This is a genomic window from Klebsiella sp. P1CD1 (assembly GCF_003790505.1).
Taxonomy (GTDB): domain Bacteria; phylum Pseudomonadota; class Gammaproteobacteria; order Enterobacterales; family Enterobacteriaceae; genus Klebsiella; species Klebsiella variicola.
Window position 1 is genome coordinate 4,900,948 of sequence record NZ_CP033631.1, and the last position, 19,112, is coordinate 4,920,059.

General features: G+C 56.2%; 21 protein-coding genes and 3 tRNA genes. 10 read left to right on the forward strand and 14 right to left on the reverse strand.

The features are described from left to right. Window positions 1-11: 11 nt before the first annotated feature. Together DTA24_RS24240 and lplA are read left to right on the forward strand one after the other, a co-directional pair. Window positions 12-659 carry a YtjB family periplasmic protein gene (locus DTA24_RS24240; RefSeq protein WP_012542920.1) on the forward strand — a complete coding sequence of 216 codons (648 nt, stop codon included), beginning with the start codon at window positions 12-14 and terminating at the stop codon, window positions 657-659. Beyond that, complete coding sequence (gene lplA, locus DTA24_RS24245) at window positions 659-1,675, forward strand: lipoate--protein ligase LplA (protein WP_123837089.1); 1,017 nt, start codon at window positions 659-661, stop codon at window positions 1,673-1,675. The genes DTA24_RS24240 and lplA overlap by 1 nt, the downstream gene beginning before the upstream one ends. An 89-nt stretch (window positions 1,676-1,764) precedes the next feature. On the opposite strand, the gene deoD is transcribed toward lplA, so the two are convergent. The 12 genes from deoD to DTA24_RS24305 form a co-directional block, all read right to left on the reverse strand. After that, window positions 1,765-2,484 carry a purine-nucleoside phosphorylase gene (gene deoD, locus DTA24_RS24250; RefSeq protein WP_004886539.1) on the reverse strand — a complete coding sequence of 240 codons (720 nt, stop codon included), beginning with the start codon at window positions 2,482-2,484 and terminating at the stop codon, window positions 1,765-1,767. 102 nt (window positions 2,485-2,586) lie between these two features. Further along, on the reverse strand, window positions 2,587-3,810 hold the full coding sequence (deoB, locus tag DTA24_RS24255) for a phosphopentomutase (protein ID WP_012542922.1): 1,224 nt from the start codon (window positions 3,808-3,810) through the stop codon (window positions 2,587-2,589). A 52-nt stretch (window positions 3,811-3,862) separates the two neighbouring features. Continuing rightward, a complete protein-coding gene (deoA, locus tag DTA24_RS24260) occupies window positions 3,863-5,185 on the reverse strand; it encodes a thymidine phosphorylase (protein WP_008807525.1) in 1,323 nt (440 codons plus the stop codon). Between the two features lie 113 nt (window positions 5,186-5,298). Next, window positions 5,299-6,078, reverse strand: coding sequence for a deoxyribose-phosphate aldolase (gene deoC, locus DTA24_RS24265; protein WP_002887784.1), 780 nt, complete (start codon window positions 6,076-6,078; stop codon window positions 5,299-5,301). A gap of 415 nt (window positions 6,079-6,493) precedes the next feature. Continuing rightward, window positions 6,494-7,279, reverse strand: coding sequence for a TatD family hydrolase (locus tag DTA24_RS24270; RefSeq protein ID WP_123837090.1), 786 nt, complete (start codon window positions 7,277-7,279; stop codon window positions 6,494-6,496). Further along, complete coding sequence (locus tag DTA24_RS24275) at window positions 7,276-8,349, reverse strand: patatin family protein (protein ID WP_008807527.1); 1,074 nt, start codon at window positions 8,347-8,349, stop codon at window positions 7,276-7,278. The genes DTA24_RS24270 and DTA24_RS24275 overlap by 4 nt, the downstream gene beginning before the upstream one ends. A gap of 153 nt (window positions 8,350-8,502) precedes the next feature. Then, on the reverse strand, window positions 8,503-8,664 hold the full coding sequence (locus DTA24_RS24280; RefSeq protein WP_002887716.1) for a DUF1328 domain-containing protein: 162 nt from the start codon (window positions 8,662-8,664) through the stop codon (window positions 8,503-8,505). 129 nt (window positions 8,665-8,793) lie between these two features. Further along, window positions 8,794-9,414 carry a molecular chaperone OsmY gene (gene osmY / locus DTA24_RS24285; RefSeq protein ID WP_008807528.1) on the reverse strand — a complete coding sequence of 207 codons (621 nt, stop codon included), beginning with the start codon at window positions 9,412-9,414 and terminating at the stop codon, window positions 8,794-8,796. Window positions 9,415-9,633: 219 nt separating this feature from the next. Next, window positions 9,634-11,223: a peptide chain release factor 3 gene (gene prfC / locus DTA24_RS24290; RefSeq protein ID WP_008807529.1), complete on the reverse strand. Its 1,590-nt coding sequence runs from the start codon at window positions 11,221-11,223 to the stop codon at window positions 9,634-9,636. A gap of 90 nt (window positions 11,224-11,313) precedes the next feature. Next, window positions 11,314-11,991: a pyrimidine 5'-nucleotidase gene (yjjG, locus tag DTA24_RS24295; RefSeq protein ID WP_008807530.1), complete on the reverse strand. Its 678-nt coding sequence runs from the start codon at window positions 11,989-11,991 to the stop codon at window positions 11,314-11,316. 14 nt (window positions 11,992-12,005) lie between these two features. Further along, window positions 12,006-12,452 carry a ribosomal protein S18-alanine N-acetyltransferase gene (rimI, locus tag DTA24_RS24300; RefSeq protein ID WP_008807531.1) on the reverse strand — a complete coding sequence of 149 codons (447 nt, stop codon included), beginning with the start codon at window positions 12,450-12,452 and terminating at the stop codon, window positions 12,006-12,008. Further along, window positions 12,421-12,834 carry a DNA polymerase III subunit psi gene (locus tag DTA24_RS24305; RefSeq protein ID WP_023339555.1) on the reverse strand — a complete coding sequence of 138 codons (414 nt, stop codon included), beginning with the start codon at window positions 12,832-12,834 and terminating at the stop codon, window positions 12,421-12,423. The genes rimI and DTA24_RS24305 overlap by 32 nt, the downstream gene beginning before the upstream one ends. Before the next feature lie 102 nt (window positions 12,835-12,936). On the opposite strand from DTA24_RS24305, the gene rsmC reads away from it, so the two are divergent. The 4 genes from rsmC to DTA24_RS24325 all read left to right on the forward strand — a co-directional run bounded on the left by rsmC (window position 12,937) and on the right by DTA24_RS24325 (window position 14,456). Next, entirely contained in the window at window positions 12,937-13,965 is a 1,029-nt protein-coding gene (rsmC, locus tag DTA24_RS24310; RefSeq protein ID WP_123837091.1) for a 16S rRNA (guanine(1207)-N(2))-methyltransferase RsmC, read from the forward strand. Window positions 13,966-14,136: 171 nt separating this feature from the next. Next, a tRNA-Leu gene (locus DTA24_RS24315) sits at window positions 14,137-14,223 on the forward strand. A 28-nt stretch (window positions 14,224-14,251) separates the two neighbouring features. Continuing rightward, window positions 14,252-14,338: transfer RNA gene (locus DTA24_RS24320), tRNA-Leu, on the forward strand. Between the two features lie 31 nt (window positions 14,339-14,369). After that, a tRNA-Leu gene (locus tag DTA24_RS24325) sits at window positions 14,370-14,456 on the forward strand. Window positions 14,457-14,477: 21 nt separating this feature from the next. Here the strand turns inward: DTA24_RS24325 and DTA24_RS24330 are convergent. Further along, window positions 14,478-14,717, reverse strand: coding sequence for a DUF1435 domain-containing protein (locus DTA24_RS24330; RefSeq protein WP_012542928.1), 240 nt, complete (start codon window positions 14,715-14,717; stop codon window positions 14,478-14,480). 70 nt (window positions 14,718-14,787) lie between these two features. On the opposite strand from DTA24_RS24330, the gene DTA24_RS28505 reads away from it, so the two are divergent. The 3 genes from DTA24_RS28505 to fhuF all read left to right on the forward strand — a co-directional run bounded on the left by DTA24_RS28505 (window position 14,788) and on the right by fhuF (window position 16,928). Further along, window positions 14,788-14,958: a hypothetical protein gene (locus DTA24_RS28505; protein WP_012542929.1), complete on the forward strand. Its 171-nt coding sequence runs from the start codon at window positions 14,788-14,790 to the stop codon at window positions 14,956-14,958. Window positions 14,959-14,981: 23 nt separating this feature from the next. Beyond that, window positions 14,982-16,028 carry a GGDEF domain-containing protein gene (locus tag DTA24_RS24335; protein WP_008807534.1) on the forward strand — a complete coding sequence of 349 codons (1,047 nt, stop codon included), beginning with the start codon at window positions 14,982-14,984 and terminating at the stop codon, window positions 16,026-16,028. A 111-nt stretch (window positions 16,029-16,139) separates the two neighbouring features. After that, window positions 16,140-16,928: a siderophore-iron reductase FhuF gene (gene fhuF / locus DTA24_RS24340; protein ID WP_012542930.1), complete on the forward strand. Its 789-nt coding sequence runs from the start codon at window positions 16,140-16,142 to the stop codon at window positions 16,926-16,928. 48 nt (window positions 16,929-16,976) lie between these two features. On the opposite strand, the gene DTA24_RS24345 is transcribed toward fhuF, so the two are convergent. Further along, entirely contained in the window at window positions 16,977-18,320 is a 1,344-nt protein-coding gene (locus DTA24_RS24345; protein ID WP_008807536.1) for a PTS cellobiose transporter subunit IIC, read from the reverse strand. A gap of 333 nt (window positions 18,321-18,653) precedes the next feature. On the opposite strand from DTA24_RS24345, the gene DTA24_RS24350 reads away from it, so the two are divergent. After that, on the forward strand, window positions 18,654-19,112 hold the full coding sequence (locus DTA24_RS24350; protein WP_008807537.1) for a YbaK/EbsC family protein: 459 nt from the start codon (window positions 18,654-18,656) through the stop codon (window positions 19,110-19,112).

The following is a 19,112-nucleotide window of genomic DNA, read 5'->3' on the forward strand; positions in this document are numbered from 1 at the left end:
AAAGGTGGAATATGGTTCGCGCAAAACTGAAATTCCGGCTGCATCGTGCGGTCATTGTCCTTATCTGTCTGGCGCTGCTCGTCGCACTGATGCAGGGCGCCTCGTGGTTCAGTCAGAACAGTCAGAAACAACGCAATCCGCAGCTGGAAGAGCTGGCCCGCACGCTGGCGCAGCAGGTGGTACTGAATCTCGTGCCGCTGATGCGCAGCGAAACACCGGACGAGAAGCGCATTAATCAACTGTTGACGCAGCTGACCCATAACAGCCGCGTACTGGACGCCGGCGTGTATGACGAACAGGGCGACCTGGTGGCACGCTCTGGCGAAAGCGTCGAGGTTCGCGACCGGCTGGCGCTGGATGGCAAAAAAGCCGGCGGCTACTTCAACCAGCAGATTGTCGAGCCGGTTCCGGGAAAAAACGGCCCGCTGGGCTACCTGCGTCTGACCCTCGATACTCATACCCTGGCGACCGAGGCGAAGCAGGTGGATAATACCACCAATATATTACGCCTGATGCTGTTGCTGTCCCTGGCTATCGGCGTGGTGCTGACCCGCACGCTGCTGCAGGGCAAACGCACCCGCTGGCAGCAATCGCCCTTCCTGCTCACCGCCAACAAGCCGGTTGAGGATGAAGACGATGAAAAGAAAGGAAATCTATAATGTCCACATTGCGCCTCCTGCTCTCTGACTCTTACGACCCGTGGTTCAACCTGGCGGTCGAGGAGTGTATTTTCCGCCAGATGCCCGCCACCCAGCGGGTGCTGTTCCTGTGGCGCAATGCCGATACCGTGGTCATCGGCCGCGCGCAGAATCCGTGGAAGGAGTGTAATACTCGCCGCATGGAGGAAGATCACGTGCGGCTGGCCCGTCGCAGCAGCGGCGGCGGCGCGGTGTTCCACGACCTCGGCAATACCTGCTTTACCTTTATGGCAGGCAAACCGGAGTACGACAAAACCGTCTCCACCGCTATCGTGCTGGCGGCGCTCAATTCACTCGGCGTAACCGCCGAAGCCTCCGGGCGCAACGATCTGGTGGTCAAAACCGACAGCGGCGACCGCAAGGTGTCTGGTTCCGCCTATCGCGAAACCATGGACCGCGGCTTCCATCACGGCACCCTGCTGCTGAATGCCGATTTAAGTCGCCTCGCTAACTACCTTAACCCGGACCAGAAAAAGCTACAGGCCAAAGGCATTACCTCGGTGCGCGGTCGCGTGGCGAACCTGGTTGAGCTGCTGCCGGGCATTACCCATCAGCACATTTGCGAGGCGATTCAGGAGGCGTTCTTCAACCATTACGGCGAACGGGTGGACGCCGAGGTGATCTCCCCGGACAACACGCCGGACCTGCCGAATTTTGCTGAGACCTTCGCCCGCCAGAGCAGCTGGGAGTGGAACTTCGGCCAGGCGCCGGCCTTCTCTCATCTGCTGGACGAGCGCTTTCGCTGGGGCGGCGTTGAGCTGCATTTTGATGTCGAGAAAGGCCATATCACCCGCACGCAAGCCTTTACCGATAGCCTGAACCCGGCGCCGCTGGAGGCCCTGGCGGCACGCTTAGTTGGCTGTCAGTATCGGGCGGAAGTCTTGCAGCAGCAGTGTGAGGCGCTGGTCGGCGATTTCCCGGAGCAGGAAGCGGAACTCAAAGAACTGTCGGCGTGGATAGCCGGCGCGGTGCGCTGATAAAAAAAGCCGGATGGCGGCTACGCCTTATCCGGCCTACAGATTTGATGCAAGCCCGGTAAACAAAGCGCCACCGGGCTATACCACGCTTACTCCTGGTCGCCCAGCAGTACCGATTCCAGCGCGATTTTGATCATATCGTTGAAGGTCGTCTGACGCTCAGCGGCAGTGGTCTGCTCGTGAGTACGGATGTGGTCGGAGACGGTGCAGATGGTCAGCGCTTTCGCGCCGAATTCTGCCGCCACGCCGTAGATCCCGGCCGCTTCCATTTCCACGCCCAGGATGCCGTATTTTTCCATCACGTCGAACATGGACGGGTCTGGCGTATAGAACAGGTCAGCGGAGAAGATGTTGCCTACGCGCGCGTCAACGCCCAGCGCTTTCGCCGCGTCTACCGCGTTACGCACCATGCCGAAATCGGCAATTGCCGCGAAATCATGGTCTTTGAAACGCAGACGGTTCACTTTAGAGTCGGTGCACGCGCCCATGCCGATCACCACGTCACGCAGTTTGACATCTTCACGCACCGCGCCGCAGGAGCCAACGCGGATGATTTTCTTCACGCCGAAATCGGTGATCAGCTCCTTGGTGTAGATTGAGCAGGACGGGATACCCATCCCGTGGCCCATCACGGAGATTTTGCGGCCTTTATAAGTACCGGTGAAGCCCAGCATGCCGCGCACGTTGTTCACTTCACGCACGTCTTCAAGGAAGGTTTCTGCAATGTGCTTCGCGCGCAGCGGGTCGCCCGGCATCAAAACGACGTCAGCGAAATCGCCCATTTCTGCGTTAATGTGAGGAGTTGCCATCTTCAGTTCCTTTTACATTGTTGTTTTTGCCGGGTGGCGGCTACGCCTTACCCGGCCTACAAATCGTAGGCCCGGATCGCTGTGCGCCACCGGGCAATGACCTCAGAACATGGCTTTGCCATATTCCATGTCAGACGTACCAAAGTATTTCGCAATAGTCTGGCCGATATCCGCGAAGGTTTCACGGTGACCGAGCGAACCCGGTTTCACTTTCGGGCCGTACACCAGCACCGGAATATGCTCGCGGGTATGGTCGGTACCGGTCCAGGTCGGGTCACAGCCGTGGTCGGCGGTGAGGATCAGAATGTCGTCTTCGCCAACCAGCTCCATCAGCTCCGGCAGACGGCGATCAAACAGCTCCAGACCCGCCGCGTAGCCGGCGACATCGCGACGGTGGCCCCAGGAGGAGTCAAAGTCGACGAAGTTAGTGAAGACGATGGTCTCGTCGCCCGCTTCCTTCATCTCTTTGATGGTCGCGTCGAACAGCGCGTCCAGCCCGGTGGCTTTCACTTTCTTAGTGATGCCGCAGTTGGCGTAGATGTCGGCGATTTTACCCACGGACACCACGTGGCCGTTCTTCTCGTCAACCAGCTTCTGCAACACGGTCGGCGCCGGCGGTTCGACCGCCAGATCGTGACGGTTGCCGGTACGCTGGAAGTTACCGGCTTTGTCGCCGATAAACGGACGGGCGATGACGCGGCCAATGTTATAGCCGCCTTCGGTCAGCTCTTCACGCGCGATTTCGCACAGCTCATACAGCTTGTCGAGGCCAAAGGTCTCTTCGTGACAAGCGATCTGGAACACCGAGTCAGCGGAGGTATAGAAGATCGGTTTCCCGGTTTTCATATGTTCTTCGCCGAGCTGATCGAGGATCACCGTCCCGGAGGAGTGGCAGTTGCCGAGGTAGCCCGGCAGGTTCGCACGCTTCACCAGCTTATCCAGCAGCTCCTGCGGGAAGCTGTTTTCATGGTCGCTAAAGTAGCCCCAGTCAAACAGCACCGGCACACCGGCGATTTCCCAGTGACCGGACGGCGTATCTTTACCAGAAGAGAGTTCATGCGCCCAGGCATAGGCACCAATCACTTCGGCATTGCCATCCATTCCGGCGGCAATTTTACCGGTAGAACCTTCATGCGCTTTCACCAGACCCAGACGGGTCAGGTTCGGTAAATTCAGCGGGCCTTTGCGGCCATTGTCAGCCTCGCCTTTGGCGCAGGCTTCCGCAATGTGGCCCATCGTATCGGCGCCGACGTCGCCAAAGCGGTCTGCGTCTTCCGTTGCACCAATCCCAAAGGAGTCCAGCACCATGATAAATGCACGTTTCATCTTGTTCTCCATACATCTTGCGCTGCAAAAAAGCGATCAGATCAGTATATCGCTATTCAGTGATGCGGCGATAGACTGTCGGTGTAATTTCCGGGGCTTTATCGTCCAGTTTAATGGCCGCTTTGACCGCTTTCGCGGCCTCCTGCCAGCTGTTCTCGTCTTTGGCATGGATCACCGCCAGCGGACGCTGTCCGTCAACGTGGTCACCCAGACGCGCCATATCGGTAAAGCCAACGCTATAGTCAATGGTATCTGATGCCTGGCGGCGGCCGCCGCCCATAGAAACCACTGCCATTCCCAGCGCGCGAGTATCCATCGCGCTGATAAAACCTTCGGTATCAGCATAGACCGCTTTGCTCAGCATCGCCGTCGGCAGATAATGATCATAATTCTCGACAAAGTCGGTCGGCCCTTTCTGCGCCGCGACCATGCGGCCAAAGACTTCCGCCGCTTTACCGTTATCCAGCACCGCCTGCAGCTTCGCGCGCGCCTCGGCGTCATCCGCCGCCAGCTTGCCGGAGATCAGCATTTCCACACACAGCGCCATCGTCACGTCGAACAGGCGTGGGTTGCGATATTCGCCGGTCAGGAACTGCACCGCTTCGCGAACTTCAACGGCGTTGCCGGCGCTGGATGCCAGCACCTGATTCATATCGGTCAGCAGCGCGGTGGTACGCACGCCGGCGCCGTTAGCAACACCCACGATCGCTTCGGCCAGCGCGGCAGAGAGTTCATAAGTCGGCATAAAGGCGCCGCTGCCGACTTTGACGTCCATCACCAGCGCGTCCAGCCCTTCCGCCAGTTTCTTGGCCAGAATCGAGGCGGTAATCAGCGGGATGGAGTCCACCGTCGCGGTAATATCGCGGGTGGCATAGAAACGTTTGTCGGCCGGAGCAAGCGAGCTGGTCTGCCCGATAATCGCCACGCCGACATCTTTAATAATCTCGCGGAAGCGGTTGTCGTCCGGGAAGATATCGAAGCCCGGGATCGCTTCCAGTTTATCCAGCGTACCGCCGGTATGGCCGAGGCCACGCCCGGAGATCATCGGTACATAACCGCCGCAGGCGGCCACCATTGGCCCCAACATCAGCGAGGTCACGTCACCCACGCCGCCGGTGGAGTGTTTATCGACGATCGGGCCGTTGAGGTTAAGGCTTTTCCAGTTGAGAACGGTGCCGGAATCCCGCATCGCCATGGTCAGCGAAACACGCTCCGGCATGGACATATCGTGGAAGAAAATGGTCATCGCCAGCGCGGCGATCTGCCCTTCTGAGATAGTATTGTCGCGGATGCCGTTGATGAAAAAGCGGATCTCTTCATCGCTTAATGCATGACCATCACGTTTTTTACGAATAATTTCTTGTGCGAGAAACACGGTAACCTCCCAAAGAGAATAAATTGCCGGATGACGGCGCGAGCGCCTTATCCGGCCTACAGGCATCCATTCGTAGGCCGGATAAGCGCAGCGCCATCCGGCAAATCAAGGGATTAGTAGCTGCTGGCGCTCTTGCCGTCGCCGTGACCCAGCGCTTTCAACAGGCTAGCCAGCAGGCTGGATGCGCCAAAACGATAGTGACGAGAATCGGCCCAGTCGGCGCCGAACAGTTCATCAGCGATCGCCAGGAACTGCTGCGCATCTTCCGCGCTGCGTACGCCGCCGGCAGGCTTGAAGCCTACGGTTTTCTCAACGCCCATATCGCGGATCACTTCCATCATGATGCGCGCGCTTTCCGGCGTGGCATTCACCGGCACTTTGCCGGTCGAAGTTTTGATAAAGTCAGCGCCTGCCTTGATAGAGATTTCAGACGCTTTGCGGATCAGCGCTTCTTCTTTCAGCTCACCGGTTTCGATGATCACTTTCAGCAGCACGTTGGCCGCCGCGCAGGCCTCTTTACAGGCTTTCACCAGCTCGAAACCGACCTGCTCGTTGCCGGCGATCAGCGCGCGGTACGGGAAGACCACGTCCACTTCATCGGCACCGTAAGCGATCGCTGCGCGGGTTTCCGCCAGCGCAATGTCGATATCGTCATTACCGTGCGGGAAGTTGGTGACCGTGGCGATGCGAATATCCGGCGTTCCTTGCTCGTTCAGCGTTTTACGGGCAATCGGGATGAAGCGCGGGTAGATACACACCGCCGCAGTGTTACCCACCGGGGTTTTCGCCTGATGACACAGGGCAATGACTTTCTCATTGGTGTCGTCGTCATTCAGGGTGGTCAGGTCCATCAGTTTTAACGCGCGCAGGCTGCTTGCTTTTAAATCAGTCATTTCATACTCCGCCGGCGTCATGCCGGATCAATAGTTTGTTCACCTTGCGAGTCTGTTACTATTGTAACATCCACTCGCTGTTACACTTCGACATTCATCACAGTTAATGAAAACTACTTACTAATTTGCATTACTGTGATGTGATTCAAGTCACAATTAATCATTCACTATCGCAACGCTTACCTTTACGTCCTGTTTAAGCATAACCGGCAAAGCGCAGTGAGTGATGATGTTATTATTCTAACATATCCTACTAAGGTTTCTCGACGCCATGGCGCACAATTTGTGCACATCGTCGCCATAAACAACAGTTTATTATTGAGATATAAAGAATTTTTGATGGACAAAAAATGATGGAATTATCACAGCAGGCCAAAATCGAGACCTGCTTCGTCTCAGGCGGAAAAGGAGAGGCTTAGCCCGCCAGCGCGGAAAAGAGGCTTTTTGTATTCGCCATCACCGCGGCTTCAATCGTCGGTGCCGGTTCCGCGCGCAGTTCACATAGCGCGTCAAATACGCGCGCCACCTGTTCAGGGCGGTTGGGCTGACCCTGAAAACCATTCAGCGGCATATCCGGCGCATCGGTCTCCAGCAGCAGCGCGGAAAGCGGCAGACACGCCATCACTTCGCGGGTTTTGCTGGCGCGCGGATAGGTAATAGTGCCGCCAACGCCAATCTTATAGCCGAGCTGAACGAAGCGCTCGGCCTGCTGCAGGCTGCCGGCGAAGCCATGTACCACGCCGGTGCGCGGCAGGGCATGTTTTTTCAGTAGCATCGCCAGCTTATCGTGGGTACGTCGGGAGTGGAGGATCACCGGCAGATCGTAACGCTTCGCCAGCCTCAGTTGCTCCTCCAGCAGCGCTTGCTGGCGGTCAAACTGCGGATCGTCGCGATAGAGATCGAGGCCAATCTCCCCCACCGCCACCAGTTTTGGCGGACGCAGGGACAGACACCTCTCCAGCTGCGCCAACCCCTCATCGGCATGCTGCTCAATGACGATCGGATGCATGCCCAGCGCGGCGTACAGCGCCTCATGCTGCGCCGCCAGCGCCAGCACCCGGTTAAAACGCGCAGCGGAGATGGCCGGGACAATGATCTGCCCGACACCGGCCTGGGCCGCGCGCGCCAGGCTGGCGGTTTCATCCTCGGCGAAGGGAGGAAAATCGAAGTGGCAGTGGGTATCGATAAAACGGTGGCTCATGCCAGATCCTCATGATCAAAGCTGGCGTCATTCGCCTGCGGTGCAGGAATGACAGTCGCCTGAGGCGCTTCATTGGCCACCGGTACGGGCGGCACCACCACCGGCGCAGGCCGGGCAATACGCGGCGCATGGCGCAGCAGCGGCGGCTGGTCGGCCAGCAGTTTACCCACCGTCGCCAGGAAATAGCGGCCACACTGACGTCCGGTTTTGTAGTCCTCCAGCAGCGCCGGCAGCCGACTGCCAAGCGCCATACTGCGCAATGGCCGCTGCGGGTAGATTTCGAAGATCCGCAGCTTGCCGGGTGGCTTCTCGATGAACTGCTGGATAGCGCGGTAAGTGTTTTCGTGGTGGTGCACCAGATTGACCAGCGGCTGCAGGCTGCTCTCCCCCAGCCAGCGCTCCATCCGCTTAAACCACTGCGGGGTATAAAACATCTGCGAGGGGACGGTACGGATCACCACGATGGTCTGCGCGCCGCGGCGGGCCGCCTCCTGCACCGGGATCGCATCGCTGACGCCGCCGTCAAGGTAGCTGACGCCGTCGAGCAACACGCCGCTGCGATAAAAGCCGGGGATGGCGCTGGAGGCGCGGATCAGGTCCAGCCACGTTTGCGGCGTCGGCGAAAAATAGCTGGCAGAGTAATCGTCACCGCGGCAGGCGCACAGCCACAGCTCTTTCCCCAACGCGAACTGCGCTTCAGCATAATTCATGGCCAGCGGCATCTGCTGCGAAGTGGCCTCCACCAGCCAGTCGAGATCGATAAGGTTGCCGCCGCGCACAAAGCGCATCGGATCGAAAAACTGGCGTGAGGTGGTGTAGCGGGTGATAACTTTGCGGGCATAGCCTTGCTGATTACACATGTAGGCGGAGAGGTTTTGCGCGCCAGCGGAGGTCCCCAACATCAGATCAAAGGGGTTAAATCCGGCGCGCATAAATTCGTCCAGCACCCCGGCAGTAAAAATCCCTCGCTGTCCCCCGCCTTCGCATACCAGCGCCAGCTTACCTGGTCGGAAGGGTTTAACCGCCAGCGGGGCGATATTGCCCAGCGTGACGGGAATGCGTTGCCCCACCCTGCTTTCCTGTTCGATTGGTCTTCTCCTGACAAGGTAACGCAATTTGCCCACCGCTTAAACCGCGAAAGCCAGTCCGCAGGACTGGCTTTGTGTAAGATGACGTGTCAGTAAAAATGCTCAGGCTTCAGCATCGCCCGCATCGCGGGCCACCTAAGGACGTCTGCGTCCTGTAAACAGGCTCACCAGGAACAGGATAATCCCGACGACAAAGACGATTTTCGCGGCGCCAGCGGCAGTACCCGCCAGACCACCAAAGCCCAGGGCCGCAGCAATTAATGCAATGACCAGAAAAATAATTCCCCATCGAAACATACTTTTCTCCTTACCATAATGGACGGTGAACAGCGGTTTGCGCACCCTTTCTGTATAGCTCATCGCTCAGAGGATGCTGCTATTCGTTCGGCAACCTTGGCCAGACAACACTTTTGTTAATAACTCGATTTACTTAACGCTAAGATCGTTGCGGACGCTTTTCACGCCGGAGACCGCTTTCGCAATCTCTGCCGCACGCTCCGCCTGCGCCGCGGAAGCCACCGTACCGGTCAGATGCACCGCGCCGGCGTTGGTTTCGACTTTCACATTGCGCGAAGGGACAATGTCATCCGCCAGCAGCTTGGCTTTCACTTCGCTGGTAATGGCGGTATCCCCGGCATAGCCTTTCAGCGTCGCCGTCTCGCTCGATGATTTATGATGGACCGTCAGCTTGTCGTTAACGTGCGAGACGCCTTCGACCCCTTTCGCTACGCTCAGTGCCTGACTTTTCTGTTCAGTACTGGTGACGTCGCCGCTGAGGGTGACCACTTTATTCTCCGTTTTCACCGAAATATCGCCGGAGTTAATATCTTTATGGTCGATCAACGCCGCTTTTACCCGCGCGGTAATGGTGCTGTCATCCATAAAATCGCCGACTTTATTAATCGAATTGTCTACCGCCTCTCCCGCATTGCTGGCAGCCGACTTCGCACTGTCTACCGTTGTTTTTTCCGTCTCTGCCGAGGCGTTCAACGCGGCTAAGCCTAAGAAGAGCGCCAGCAACATATTGGCATTCTTTAGTCTGGTCATCGTGATGTCCTCGTTTTTTCACCAGCGCTGGCGTCTGAAAGCAGTGAATTACGCCAGCATTTTTAAAATCACGAATTAAATATAGTAGACAGACGAAGGGGTTGCGGATGATATGGACAAAAAACAGACGAATTAGCGGTGTTTTAAGAACTTTCCAGAAGGAGGGAAACGCGAGCTTGGAAAGAAAAAAGCGCGGGCTATGCCGCGCTTCATCAGGGATTAGTGCTCGCGCGTTTTGCGGAACACCACGTCAGGATAACGCTCCTGCGTCAGGTTCAGGTTGACCATTGTCGGGGCGATATAGGTCAGATTATCGCCGCCATCCAGCGCCAGCTGAACTTCGTTTTTACGTTTGAACTCTTCGAATTTCTTCACATCCGTGGATTCAACCCAGCGCGCGGTGGCCACGTTGACCGATTCGTAAATCGCTTCCACGTTGTATTCGCTTTTCAGACGCGCTACCACCACGTCAAACTGCAGCACACCAACGGCGCCGACGATCAGGTCGTTATTGGCGATCGGACGGAAGACCTGTACCGCGCCCTCTTCAGAGAGCTGAACCAGCCCTTTCAGCAGCTGTTTCTGCTTCAGCGGATCCTTCAGGCGAATACGACGGAACAGTTCCGGTGCGAAGTTCGGAATACCGGTGAACTTCATCATCTCGCCCTGGGTGAAGGTATCGCCAATCTGAATGGTGCCGTGGTTATGCAGGCCGATGATATCGCCCGGATACGCTTCTTCAACGTGAGAACGGTCGCCGGCCATAAAGGTCAGCGCGTCGGAAATCACGACGTCTTTACCGATACGCACCTGACGCAGCTTCATGCCTTTTTCATATTTGCCGGACACCACGCGCATGAAAGCCACACGGTCGCGGTGTTTCGGGTCCATGTTGGCCTGAATTTTAAACACGAAGCCGGTGAATTTCTCTTCCGTGGCGGTGACTTCACGCGTGTCGGTGTTACGCGGCATCGGCGCCGGCGCCCACTCCACCAGGCCATCCAGCATATGGTCAACGCCGAAGTTACCTAACGCGGTCCCGAAGAACACCGGGGTGATTTCGCCCGCCAGGAACAGATCTTTATCGAACTCGTTTGACGCGCCCTGCACCAGCTCCAGCTCGTCGCGCAACTGCTGCGCCAGGTCTTCCCCCACCGCTGCGTCGAGTTCCGGGTTGTTGAGCCCCTTCACGATGCGCACTTCCTGAATGGTGTGGCCTTTACCGGTCTGATACAGGTAGGTTTCATCTTTGTAGAGATGATAAACGCCTTTGAACAGCTTGCCGCAGCCGATAGGCCAGGTAATCGGCGCGCAGCCGATTTTCAGCTCATTCTCAACTTCATCCAGCAACTCCATCGGATCGCGGATATCACGGTCGAGTTTGTTCATAAAGGTGAGGATCGGCGTGTCGCGCAGACGGGTAACTTCCATCAGCTTACGGGTCCGGTCTTCAACGCCTTTCGCCGCGTCGATCACCATCAGACAGCAGTCAACCGCCGTCAGAGTACGGTAGGTATCTTCGGAGAAGTCTTCGTGCCCCGGCGTATCCAGCAGGTTCACCAGGCAGTCGTGATACGGGAACTGCATCACCGAGGTGGTGATTGAGATCCCACGCTGCTTTTCCATCTCCATCCAGTCGGACTTTGCATGCTGGCTGGAGCCACGGCCTTTTACGGTACCGGCGGTCTGAATCGCCTGTCCGAACAGCAGCACCTTTTCGGTGATGGTGGTCTTACCGGCATCCGGGTGAGAAATAATGGCAAAAGTGCGGCGTTTGGCCACCTCTTGCAGATAAGGAGACAACGTCATAATTAATCTTCTAAGTAAACGCAGCAACGGGCTGCGCATGTGGAATACGAAAAATTGCGGCTATTTTACCCATCAATGGGGGGGAGGCAATCAGTGTTTACACAGGAGCTGCTCCAGTTCGCTTAACGAGGTCACCGTCCAGTCGGGCTGCAGGTCTACCGGCAGCGTTTGCTGGTGCGCATTCAGCCAGCAGGTCGCCAGGCCGGCATTCACGCCGCCGCGGATATCCGACTCAGCGGTATCACCGACCATCAGTACTCGCGAGCGCGGTGGATTACCCGCCTGCGCCAGCGCGTAATCGAAGATGCGCGCATCCGGCTTGGCGACGCCGACTTCTTCAGAAATAATCAGTAAATCAAAGTGATCGCGTAAACCTGTGCGTTCCAGACGAGTCTGCTGCAGCGAGGTAAAACCGTTGGTGATGATGCCCATCCTGACCTTGCCCTGCAGCGCGTTGAGCAGCGAGACCGCCCCCGGCAGCGGGGCACAGATTTCCGCCATCGCATTCATAAACGCGTCGTTGAGCTCACCCGGCTTAACATTCAAACGTTCCGCCCAGCTGTCAAAGCGCTGGTGCTGCAGCTGCAGCGAGGTAATGACGCCGTTTTGATAATCCACCCACAGCGGCTTATTCACGGCCTGATAGTCCTGAAAATCTTCGGCGGTAAATGTCACGCTGTAGTCGAGAAACATCCGCTGTAAGCCGCTGAAAGAATCAAACGAAAACAACGTTTCATCGGCATCAAAGAAAATCCAGTCCCATTTCATCGTATCACCTTGTCTTACATACTGATTGGCAGAGCCATAATGATGGCGTCTTCGCGCCCGTCGACCGTCGGATAGTAGTTGCGGCGGATGGTCGCTTCGTTAAAACCCACGCTTTCATAGAGCGCAATGGCGGCAGCGTTGGAAGCGCGCACCTCCAGCCACAGCGTGACGACGCCGCGTTTTTCAACTTCATCAATAACATGTTCCAGCAGTTCCCGTCCCAGGCCACGGCGCTGGTATGCGGGGTCGACGGCGATGTTAAACAGCGTCGCTTCATCAAGGACAATCTGAGTAATGGCAAATGCCGCCATTTCCCCATCCACTGCCAGTTGGTAATTCAGATAACGTTCACCCTGATTGCTGGCAAAGGTCTGTTCGCTCCACGGGAAAGCGTGGGCGCGTTTTTCGATTTGCCAGGCGTTGGATAAATCAGCCGTGCTGAGGGTAGAAATCGTGTTCATGTGCGCAGATTTGTTGCCAGAGCGCCCTGCGAGCAGGCGCGCTGGTCTGAAGTTCATCAAAAGCGGGGGTGGACACCTGGGCGCCCGCCAGCGGCAGCGACGCCTCTGTGCCCAACCGCCAGCTGTTGCAACGGCTGTCCTGCGGCAGCATCGCCACCCGCTCGGGGGTAAGCTGCAGGACCTGATCTGGCGTCACGGACAGCGCGCGTAATATGTCGCCAATCAGCGGCTCTGTCAGCGACGGCGGGGTTTCTGCCACCATCACCAGACGAATATGTTCAGGAAGCGAGATAGCGATTTCGCCCTGCAACGCCCCCGGTCGGCGCAGCGACCACTGGGTAATGCCCAGCTGCTGTAATTGCCAGTCTCGTCGGGATGTCATAGCGAAACACTCCTGGTAAACAAGCGCGCAATATAGCAAATCCGTCGTATCTGCGCCAACAAACTACTATAATCGGCGCCAGTCTTAATGAAGGAGTGTTTCATGTCCGCTTTTACCCCGGCAAGTGAAGTCTTGCTGCGCCACAGTGATGATTTCGAGTCCGCCCGCGTTCTGTTTGCCGGTGACCTGCAGGATGACCTGCCTGCGCGTCTGGATACCGCGGCCAGCCGCGCTCATACCCAACAGCTCCACCACTGGCAGGTGCTGAACCGTCAGATGGGTGACAACGTCCGTTTTAGCTTAGTGGCCGAGGCCGCCGACGTCGCCGATTGCGACACCCTGATCTACTACTGGCCGAAGAACAAACCCGAGGCGCAGTTCCAGCTGATGAACCTGCTCTCTCTGCTGCCGGTGGGAATCGATATTTTCGTCGTCGGGGAAAACCGTAGCGGCGTTCGCAGCGCAGAGCAAATGCTGGCCGAATATGCCCCGCTGAATAAAATCGACAGCGCCCGTCGCTGTGGCCTCTACCATGGTCGTCTGGAAAAGCAGCCGACCTTCGACGCCGAAGCATTCTGGGGCGAGTATGCGCTGGATAATCTGACGATTAAAACGCTGCCTGGCGTGTTTAGTCGCGACGGTCTGGACGTCGGCAGTCAGCTGCTGCTGTCCACTCTCGAGCCGCATACCAAAGGGAAAGTGCTGGACGTCGGCTGCGGCGCGGGCGTGCTGGCCGCAGTGCTGGCCAGCCATTCGCCGAAGGTACGTCTGACCCTGTGCGACGTCAGCGCCCCGGCGGTCGAAGCCAGCCGCGCGACGCTTGCCGCTAATGGTTTTGCAGGCGATGTGTTTGCCAGCAACGTCTTTTCGGAGGTCAATGGTCGCTTCGACATGATCATCTCCAACCCACCATTCCATGATGGGCTGCAGACCAGCCTCGAAGCGGCCCAGGCGCTGATCCGCGGCGCGGTTCGCCATCTGAACAGCGGCGGCGAACTGCGCATTGTCGCCAACGCCTTCCTGCCGTATCCCCAGGTACTGGATGAGACATTTGGCTTCCATGAAGTGATCGCCCAAACAGGACGGTTTAAGGTCTATCGCACCATCATGACCCGCCAGGCGAAAAAATAATCGTCTTCTGGCGCCAGCGGCCCACTTGCGGTGCCGCTGGCTCTTCTTCGCGGCAAACCCGACCATTTTTGCAGCAATCGATACAACCTGCATAATTAACTATTGACGTGCCGCCGAAAACCACTAGAATGCGCCTCCGTGGTAACGATACTTTCATAGTGTCGATGGTATGCGAAGGTGGCGGAATTGGTAGACGCGCTAGCTTCAGGTGTTAGTGTCCTTACGGACGTGGGGGTTCAAGTCCCCCCCCTCGCACCATAATCCACAAAGATATTGCTCGCACTGGGCGAAGGTGGCGGAATTGGTAGACGCGCTAGCTTCAGGTGTTAGTGTCCTTACGGACGTGGGGGTTCAAGTCCCCCCCCTCGCACCAACGAGGCAATATCCTAAAGAAAGAATACTGTGCGAAGGTGGCGGAATTGGTAGACGCGCTAGCTTCAGGTGTTAGTGTCCTTACGGACGTGGGGGTTCAAGTCCCCCCCCTCGCACCAATATTCTTTTCTCTTCCGGCATTATCCCCCCAGTTTAAAATCCAGAATCATCAGCATTATTCCACCAATCAATGCAACGCAAGATGGCAGCAGGATAAAGTGGCGCAGTTGACGATGCCATATCATCGCTGCAGACATCAGCATGCCCACCGTGACCAGCGCCCGCCACACATCGGCCGAGACTCCGGCATACCCGAGAGCGGCAATCAGCACGCCGGGAACCACCACACCCCAACCACTCCCTAATGCCCGCTGCAACATGGTTTCACCTCTCAAAACGATAATGATAACCAATATCATATGATAACATTTATCATTTGTCATTTGCGATGTGCTTTGCGTCTTTTTCTTTACGTTCGCGGTAATGACATACATTCATGAAGGTGATAAATTAAGCGGATTATCGATATATATTAAATATTTTGCTTATTTTGCAAATAACCTTTTTTTGCACATTGTTATCAGACTCTTCATTTTTGGCTTTCATCATTTTGAAATTTAACGACTAATAATGATTCTTCCGATATGACTGCACAAACCTGGCGAGCACACTACGCACAAAAATATCAATATTCCTTACGGCTTTTTTTACTGCTTAATTTCATTTCCTCCTCTCTGTCGCTGGTCAGCCCACTATTTACGGTAGTTCGTTTTACGCTGCCCTGCGCCCTGATCGTGGCCTGCAGCGGGCTGTTGCTGCTCTGGCACTGGAAATGGCCGCAAGCGAAAATAAATATTCCGGCTATCTCGTTGTTATTTGGCATGCTCTGGGCATGGCACGTGGTGGCAAAAGCGATGCTATTGACACCGCCGCATTTTAACTATCTGGTAATCGCCCTATTAAGCATTCTGTTTATCGGCACCATCGCTTTTTCCAATAATATCACTGCCTTTACCCTTCACTCTTTACCGACTTTCCTTATCTGCCTGATAATGTCAGAGGGGGAACAATGGTTGCGCATGACCTACTGTTTTGTGCTGCCTATTGCCGGTATTACCCTGCAAAATATTATCCAGAAGCGCAACGATGCCTTCACGCAAGGATTAATGGATAAACTGATGCAGGAACGCAACACGCTCAACGATCTCAGTATGCTGGATCCCCTGACCGGTTTGTATAATCGCCGCGGGCTACAGAACCGCCTCGACACCCTGCTGGCGCTGGACGGAGACAACCACTTTGTGCTGCTCCTCGATATCGATCACTTTAAAGCCTATAACGACCACTATGGTCATATGATGGGCGACCAGGCGCTGATTCGCGTCTCTGCCGCGATCCGCAACGCCGTGCGCTCACGCGATATTGTCGCTCGTTTTGGTGGGGAAGAGTTTATGGTCCTGCTGACCAACAGCAGCGAGGAAACCGCCTGGCAGGCTGCCGAACGCATTCGCCAGCGGGTCTATGATCTGAAGATCCCGCATATGTTTAATGAAAGTGTCGCCACCAACGTGACCATCAGCATTGGCCTGACGCCGCTCATTGATGACAACATTGAGCAAGCGCTGGCACGAGCCGATGGCGCACTGTATGAGGCCAAAAATAAAGGACGCAATATTATTCTTGCCAGTTAGCTTTTCCTTCGCGCGCCGCGGTATCGCGGCGCCGACAAACTCCTTGCCATGCCGCCTGCAAACAACTAATATCAGGAATCATTATCATTTAGATTTGTATCTGGAAATCAAATGGCCTGGCGCTCCCCTTCTCTTAGCGACGAACTCATCTGGCGGGCTCCCTTCCCGACGGCTGAACGCGCGCTGGCGGAGAGTCTTCGGGCAAAAATCACTGCCCTGCGCCCTCATCTGCTGGATTTCCTGCGTCTGGATGAGCCTGCCCCGCCGCATGCGTTAACGCTCGCCGAGTGGTCGCAACCCATCGCGTTACGCTCCCTGCTGGCCACCTGGTCCGATCATATCTATCGTCATCAGCCCACGCAGCCGCGTGAACAGAAGCCCCTGCTCTCGCTCTGGGCCCAGTGGTATATCGGCCTGCTGGTGCCGCCGTTGATGCTGGCGCTGCTTAATGAACCGCAGGGACTCAGCCTGGCGCCAGAACATTTCCATGTCGAATTTCACGAGAGCGGTCGGGCTGCCTGCTTCTGGATTGATGTGCATAGCGATGCCAGGATAGCAGCGCTTTCACCGCAGGCGCGGATAGATGCCCTGGTGATTCGTACCCTGCAGCCGATTGTTGAGGCGCTGGAAGCGACGGGCGAGATCAATGGCAAACTTATCTGGAGTAATACCGGCTATCTGATCAACTGGTATTTAGGTGAAATGCGCACGCTGCTGGGCGATGAGCAGGTCGCCGCTCTGCGTCAACACTGTTTTTTTGAAAAACAGCTCGCCGATGGTCAGGATAACCCGCTGTGGCGAACGGTGGTGCTGCGTGAAGGGCTGTTAGTCCGACGCACCTGCTGCCAGCGCTATCGCCTGCCGGATGTCCAACAGTGCGGCGACTGCACGCTGAAATAACGCCCCCTACCTCAAAATTAACGGGCGGCCCTTGCCGCCCGTTGCTATTTATGCGGTCTGTTGACTCTCCTGCTCTGCTCGCTCGGCCTCTTCCGCTTCCTGAGCAAGCAGCTGTTTCTCATACACCTTAAAGAACGGGAAGTAGATAATCGCCGATACGCAGGCCAGAACGATCACCAGAACCGCCGCCCGAAAATCCCAGCCCAGCGCCCAGGCGCCGCCAATCGGTGCTGGCGCCGTCCACGGTACCACCGAGATAACGCGGCCAATCAGATCCAGCTTCATTGCTGCCCAGGCCAGCACCGCGTTCACCATTGGCGCCAGCAGGAACGGAATAAAGAACACCGGATTCATGACGATAGGCGTCCCAAAGATAACCGGCTCGTTAATGTTAAACAGGCTTGGCACCACGCTCAGACGACCAATGGAGCGCAAATGCGCTGAGCGGCTACGCAGATAACAGAACACCAGCCCCATGGTCGCCCCGGAACCACCAACCACTATGAAGAATGTCCAGAAAGCCTCCATGAAGATATGCGGCAGAGGCGCCCCCTGGGCCAGCGCCTGCTGGTTCATACCGAGGTTGGTCAGCCAGAACATCTGCAGCATCCCGGACACAATCGCAGCACCGTGGATCCCGGCGAACCACAACAGGTGGCCAATAAGCACCGCCAGCAGAATTGCCGGCAGAGAGTCGGCTGCCGAAACGAGCGGTTTGAAGATGGCCATAATGGCCTGCGGGATCAGCATGTCAAAATGGTGCTGGATAAACAGACTCAGCGGATACAGCGTCAGCACGACCACCAGCACTGGGATCAACAGATCAAAGGAGTTTTTGATCATCGGCGGAACCTGGTCCGGCAAGCGGATCCCAATGTTGTGCGCTTTCAAAAAACGCATCATTTCCACGCAATAGATCGCCACCAGAATCGCGGTAAAGATCCCGGTCCCCCCGAGGCTATCCACCGGCAGCGTGCCATTGGTCTTCGGCGCGGCAATCAGCAAAAAGGCCATGATCGACAGCATTGCGCACATAAAGGGATCGAGCTGATTGGATTTCTCGTAGTGCTTACCGAGGTTATAGGAGATCGCCGCGCAGATGTAGATCGACATGATCCCCATCGTCATATCAAAGGGGGTCAGAATACGCCCCTCAAACTCTTTTGCCAGATCCAGCCAGGCGCGGGCAAAACCCCAGGTGGTATCCGGTGAGAAAGGTGGATAAGCAAACACCAGCAGGAACGATCCGACGATCATAAATGGCATCGCTGAGATAAAACCGTCACGGATAGCCATGACGTGGCGCTGCGATGAGATCCGCCCTGCTATGGGGCTTATGTAATTTTCTACAAAGCGAAATATCAAATTAAACGCAGCATGGTTAGCAGACATAGTAGCCCTCCTGACAGGCTATTGATACTGGCCCAACAACGATTACCCTGCCGTTACGATGACCGCTTTTTGATGCAGCAGGCCGCTGATGGATTACCGGCTATACTGCTCATGACGCAACGATTCATACACGGCTCTTATGTTATAAATAAAGTGAGAAGTGACTGTTCCAGTATTCATCTCTACGCGCACAACCGCAACCGGTTACAGTAACCGGTTACGGTGAATGTGAAGGAGATCGACAAAATAGAAAGAATCTGGATTGTCCGTGCTGTTATTTACACTCCGCCAGGCTTGTGACAGATTTAACCAGGCTTAAATCAGGAGAATCCAATGAGTCTGCAGTCTGTACGGCAGTTTTTTGCCGAACACGCCCCCGATATCGAAATTATTGAGTTAAATCAGAGTACCGCCACCGTCGCGCTCGCCGCTGCCGCACACAACGTTGAGCCTGGACAAATCGCCAAAACGCTGTCGCTCAAGATCAAGGATAAGATTGTACTGATCGTCGCCAGGGGCGATGCGCGGCTGGATAACAAAAAGCTGAAAGAGACCTTTGGTGCGAAAGCCAGAATGTTAAGCAGCGATGAGGTGGTGACCTGGACCGGTCATCCGGTAGGCGGCGTGTGCCCTTTTGGTCTGGAAAATCCGCTGGCCGTCTATTGCGACGTCTCGCTCAGGCACTATCAGGAGGTGCTACCCGCAGCGGGAGCCATTCACAGCGCCGTTCGTATTGAACCAGAACGATTGGCGCAGCTCACCGATGCGACATGGGTAGACGTGTGTTTATAG

Bases quoted from the DNA above. Each gene is read 5' to 3' on its own strand.
- DTA24_RS24240 (WP_012542920.1), top strand. From the start codon at position 12: ATGGTTCGCGCAAAACTGAAATTCCGGCTGCATCGTGCGGTCATTGTC.
- lplA (WP_123837089.1), top strand. From the start codon at position 659: ATGTCCACATTGCGCCTCCTGCTCTCTGACTCTTACGACCCGTGGTTC.
- deoD (WP_004886539.1), bottom strand. From the start codon at position 2,484: ATGGCAACTCCTCACATTAACGCAGAAATGGGCGATTTCGCTGACGTC.
- deoB (WP_012542922.1), bottom strand. From the start codon at position 3,810: ATGAAACGTGCATTTATCATGGTGCTGGACTCCTTTGGGATTGGTGCA.
- deoC (WP_002887784.1), bottom strand. From the start codon at position 6,078: ATGACTGATTTAAAAGCAAGCAGCCTGCGCGCGTTAAAACTGATGGAC.
- DTA24_RS24270 (WP_123837090.1), bottom strand. From the start codon at position 7,279: ATGAGCCACCGTTTTATCGATACCCACTGCCACTTCGATTTTCCTCCC.
- DTA24_RS24280 (WP_002887716.1), bottom strand. From the start codon at position 8,664: ATGTTTCGATGGGGAATTATTTTTCTGGTCATTGCATTAATTGCTGCG.
- osmY (WP_008807528.1), bottom strand. From the start codon at position 9,414: ATGACCAGACTAAAGAATGCCAATATGTTGCTGGCGCTCTTCTTAGGC.
- prfC (WP_008807529.1), bottom strand. From the start codon at position 11,223: ATGACGTTGTCTCCTTATCTGCAAGAGGTGGCCAAACGCCGCACTTTT.
- yjjG (WP_008807530.1), bottom strand. From the start codon at position 11,991: ATGAAATGGGACTGGATTTTCTTTGATGCCGATGAAACGTTGTTTTCG.
- rimI (WP_008807531.1), bottom strand. From the start codon at position 12,452: ATGAACACGATTTCTACCCTCAGCACGGCTGATTTATCCAACGCCTGG.
- DTA24_RS24305 (WP_023339555.1), bottom strand. From the start codon at position 12,834: ATGACATCCCGACGAGACTGGCAATTACAGCAGCTGGGCATTACCCAG.
- rsmC (WP_123837091.1), top strand. From the start codon at position 12,937: ATGTCCGCTTTTACCCCGGCAAGTGAAGTCTTGCTGCGCCACAGTGAT.
- DTA24_RS24330 (WP_012542928.1), bottom strand. From the start codon at position 14,717: ATGTTGCAGCGGGCATTAGGGAGTGGTTGGGGTGTGGTGGTTCCCGGC.
- DTA24_RS24335 (WP_008807534.1), top strand. From the start codon at position 14,982: ATGACTGCACAAACCTGGCGAGCACACTACGCACAAAAATATCAATAT.
- fhuF (WP_012542930.1), top strand. From the start codon at position 16,140: ATGGCCTGGCGCTCCCCTTCTCTTAGCGACGAACTCATCTGGCGGGCT.
- DTA24_RS24345 (WP_008807536.1), bottom strand. From the start codon at position 18,320: ATGTCTGCTAACCATGCTGCGTTTAATTTGATATTTCGCTTTGTAGAA.
- DTA24_RS24350 (WP_008807537.1), top strand. From the start codon at position 18,654: ATGAGTCTGCAGTCTGTACGGCAGTTTTTTGCCGAACACGCCCCCGAT.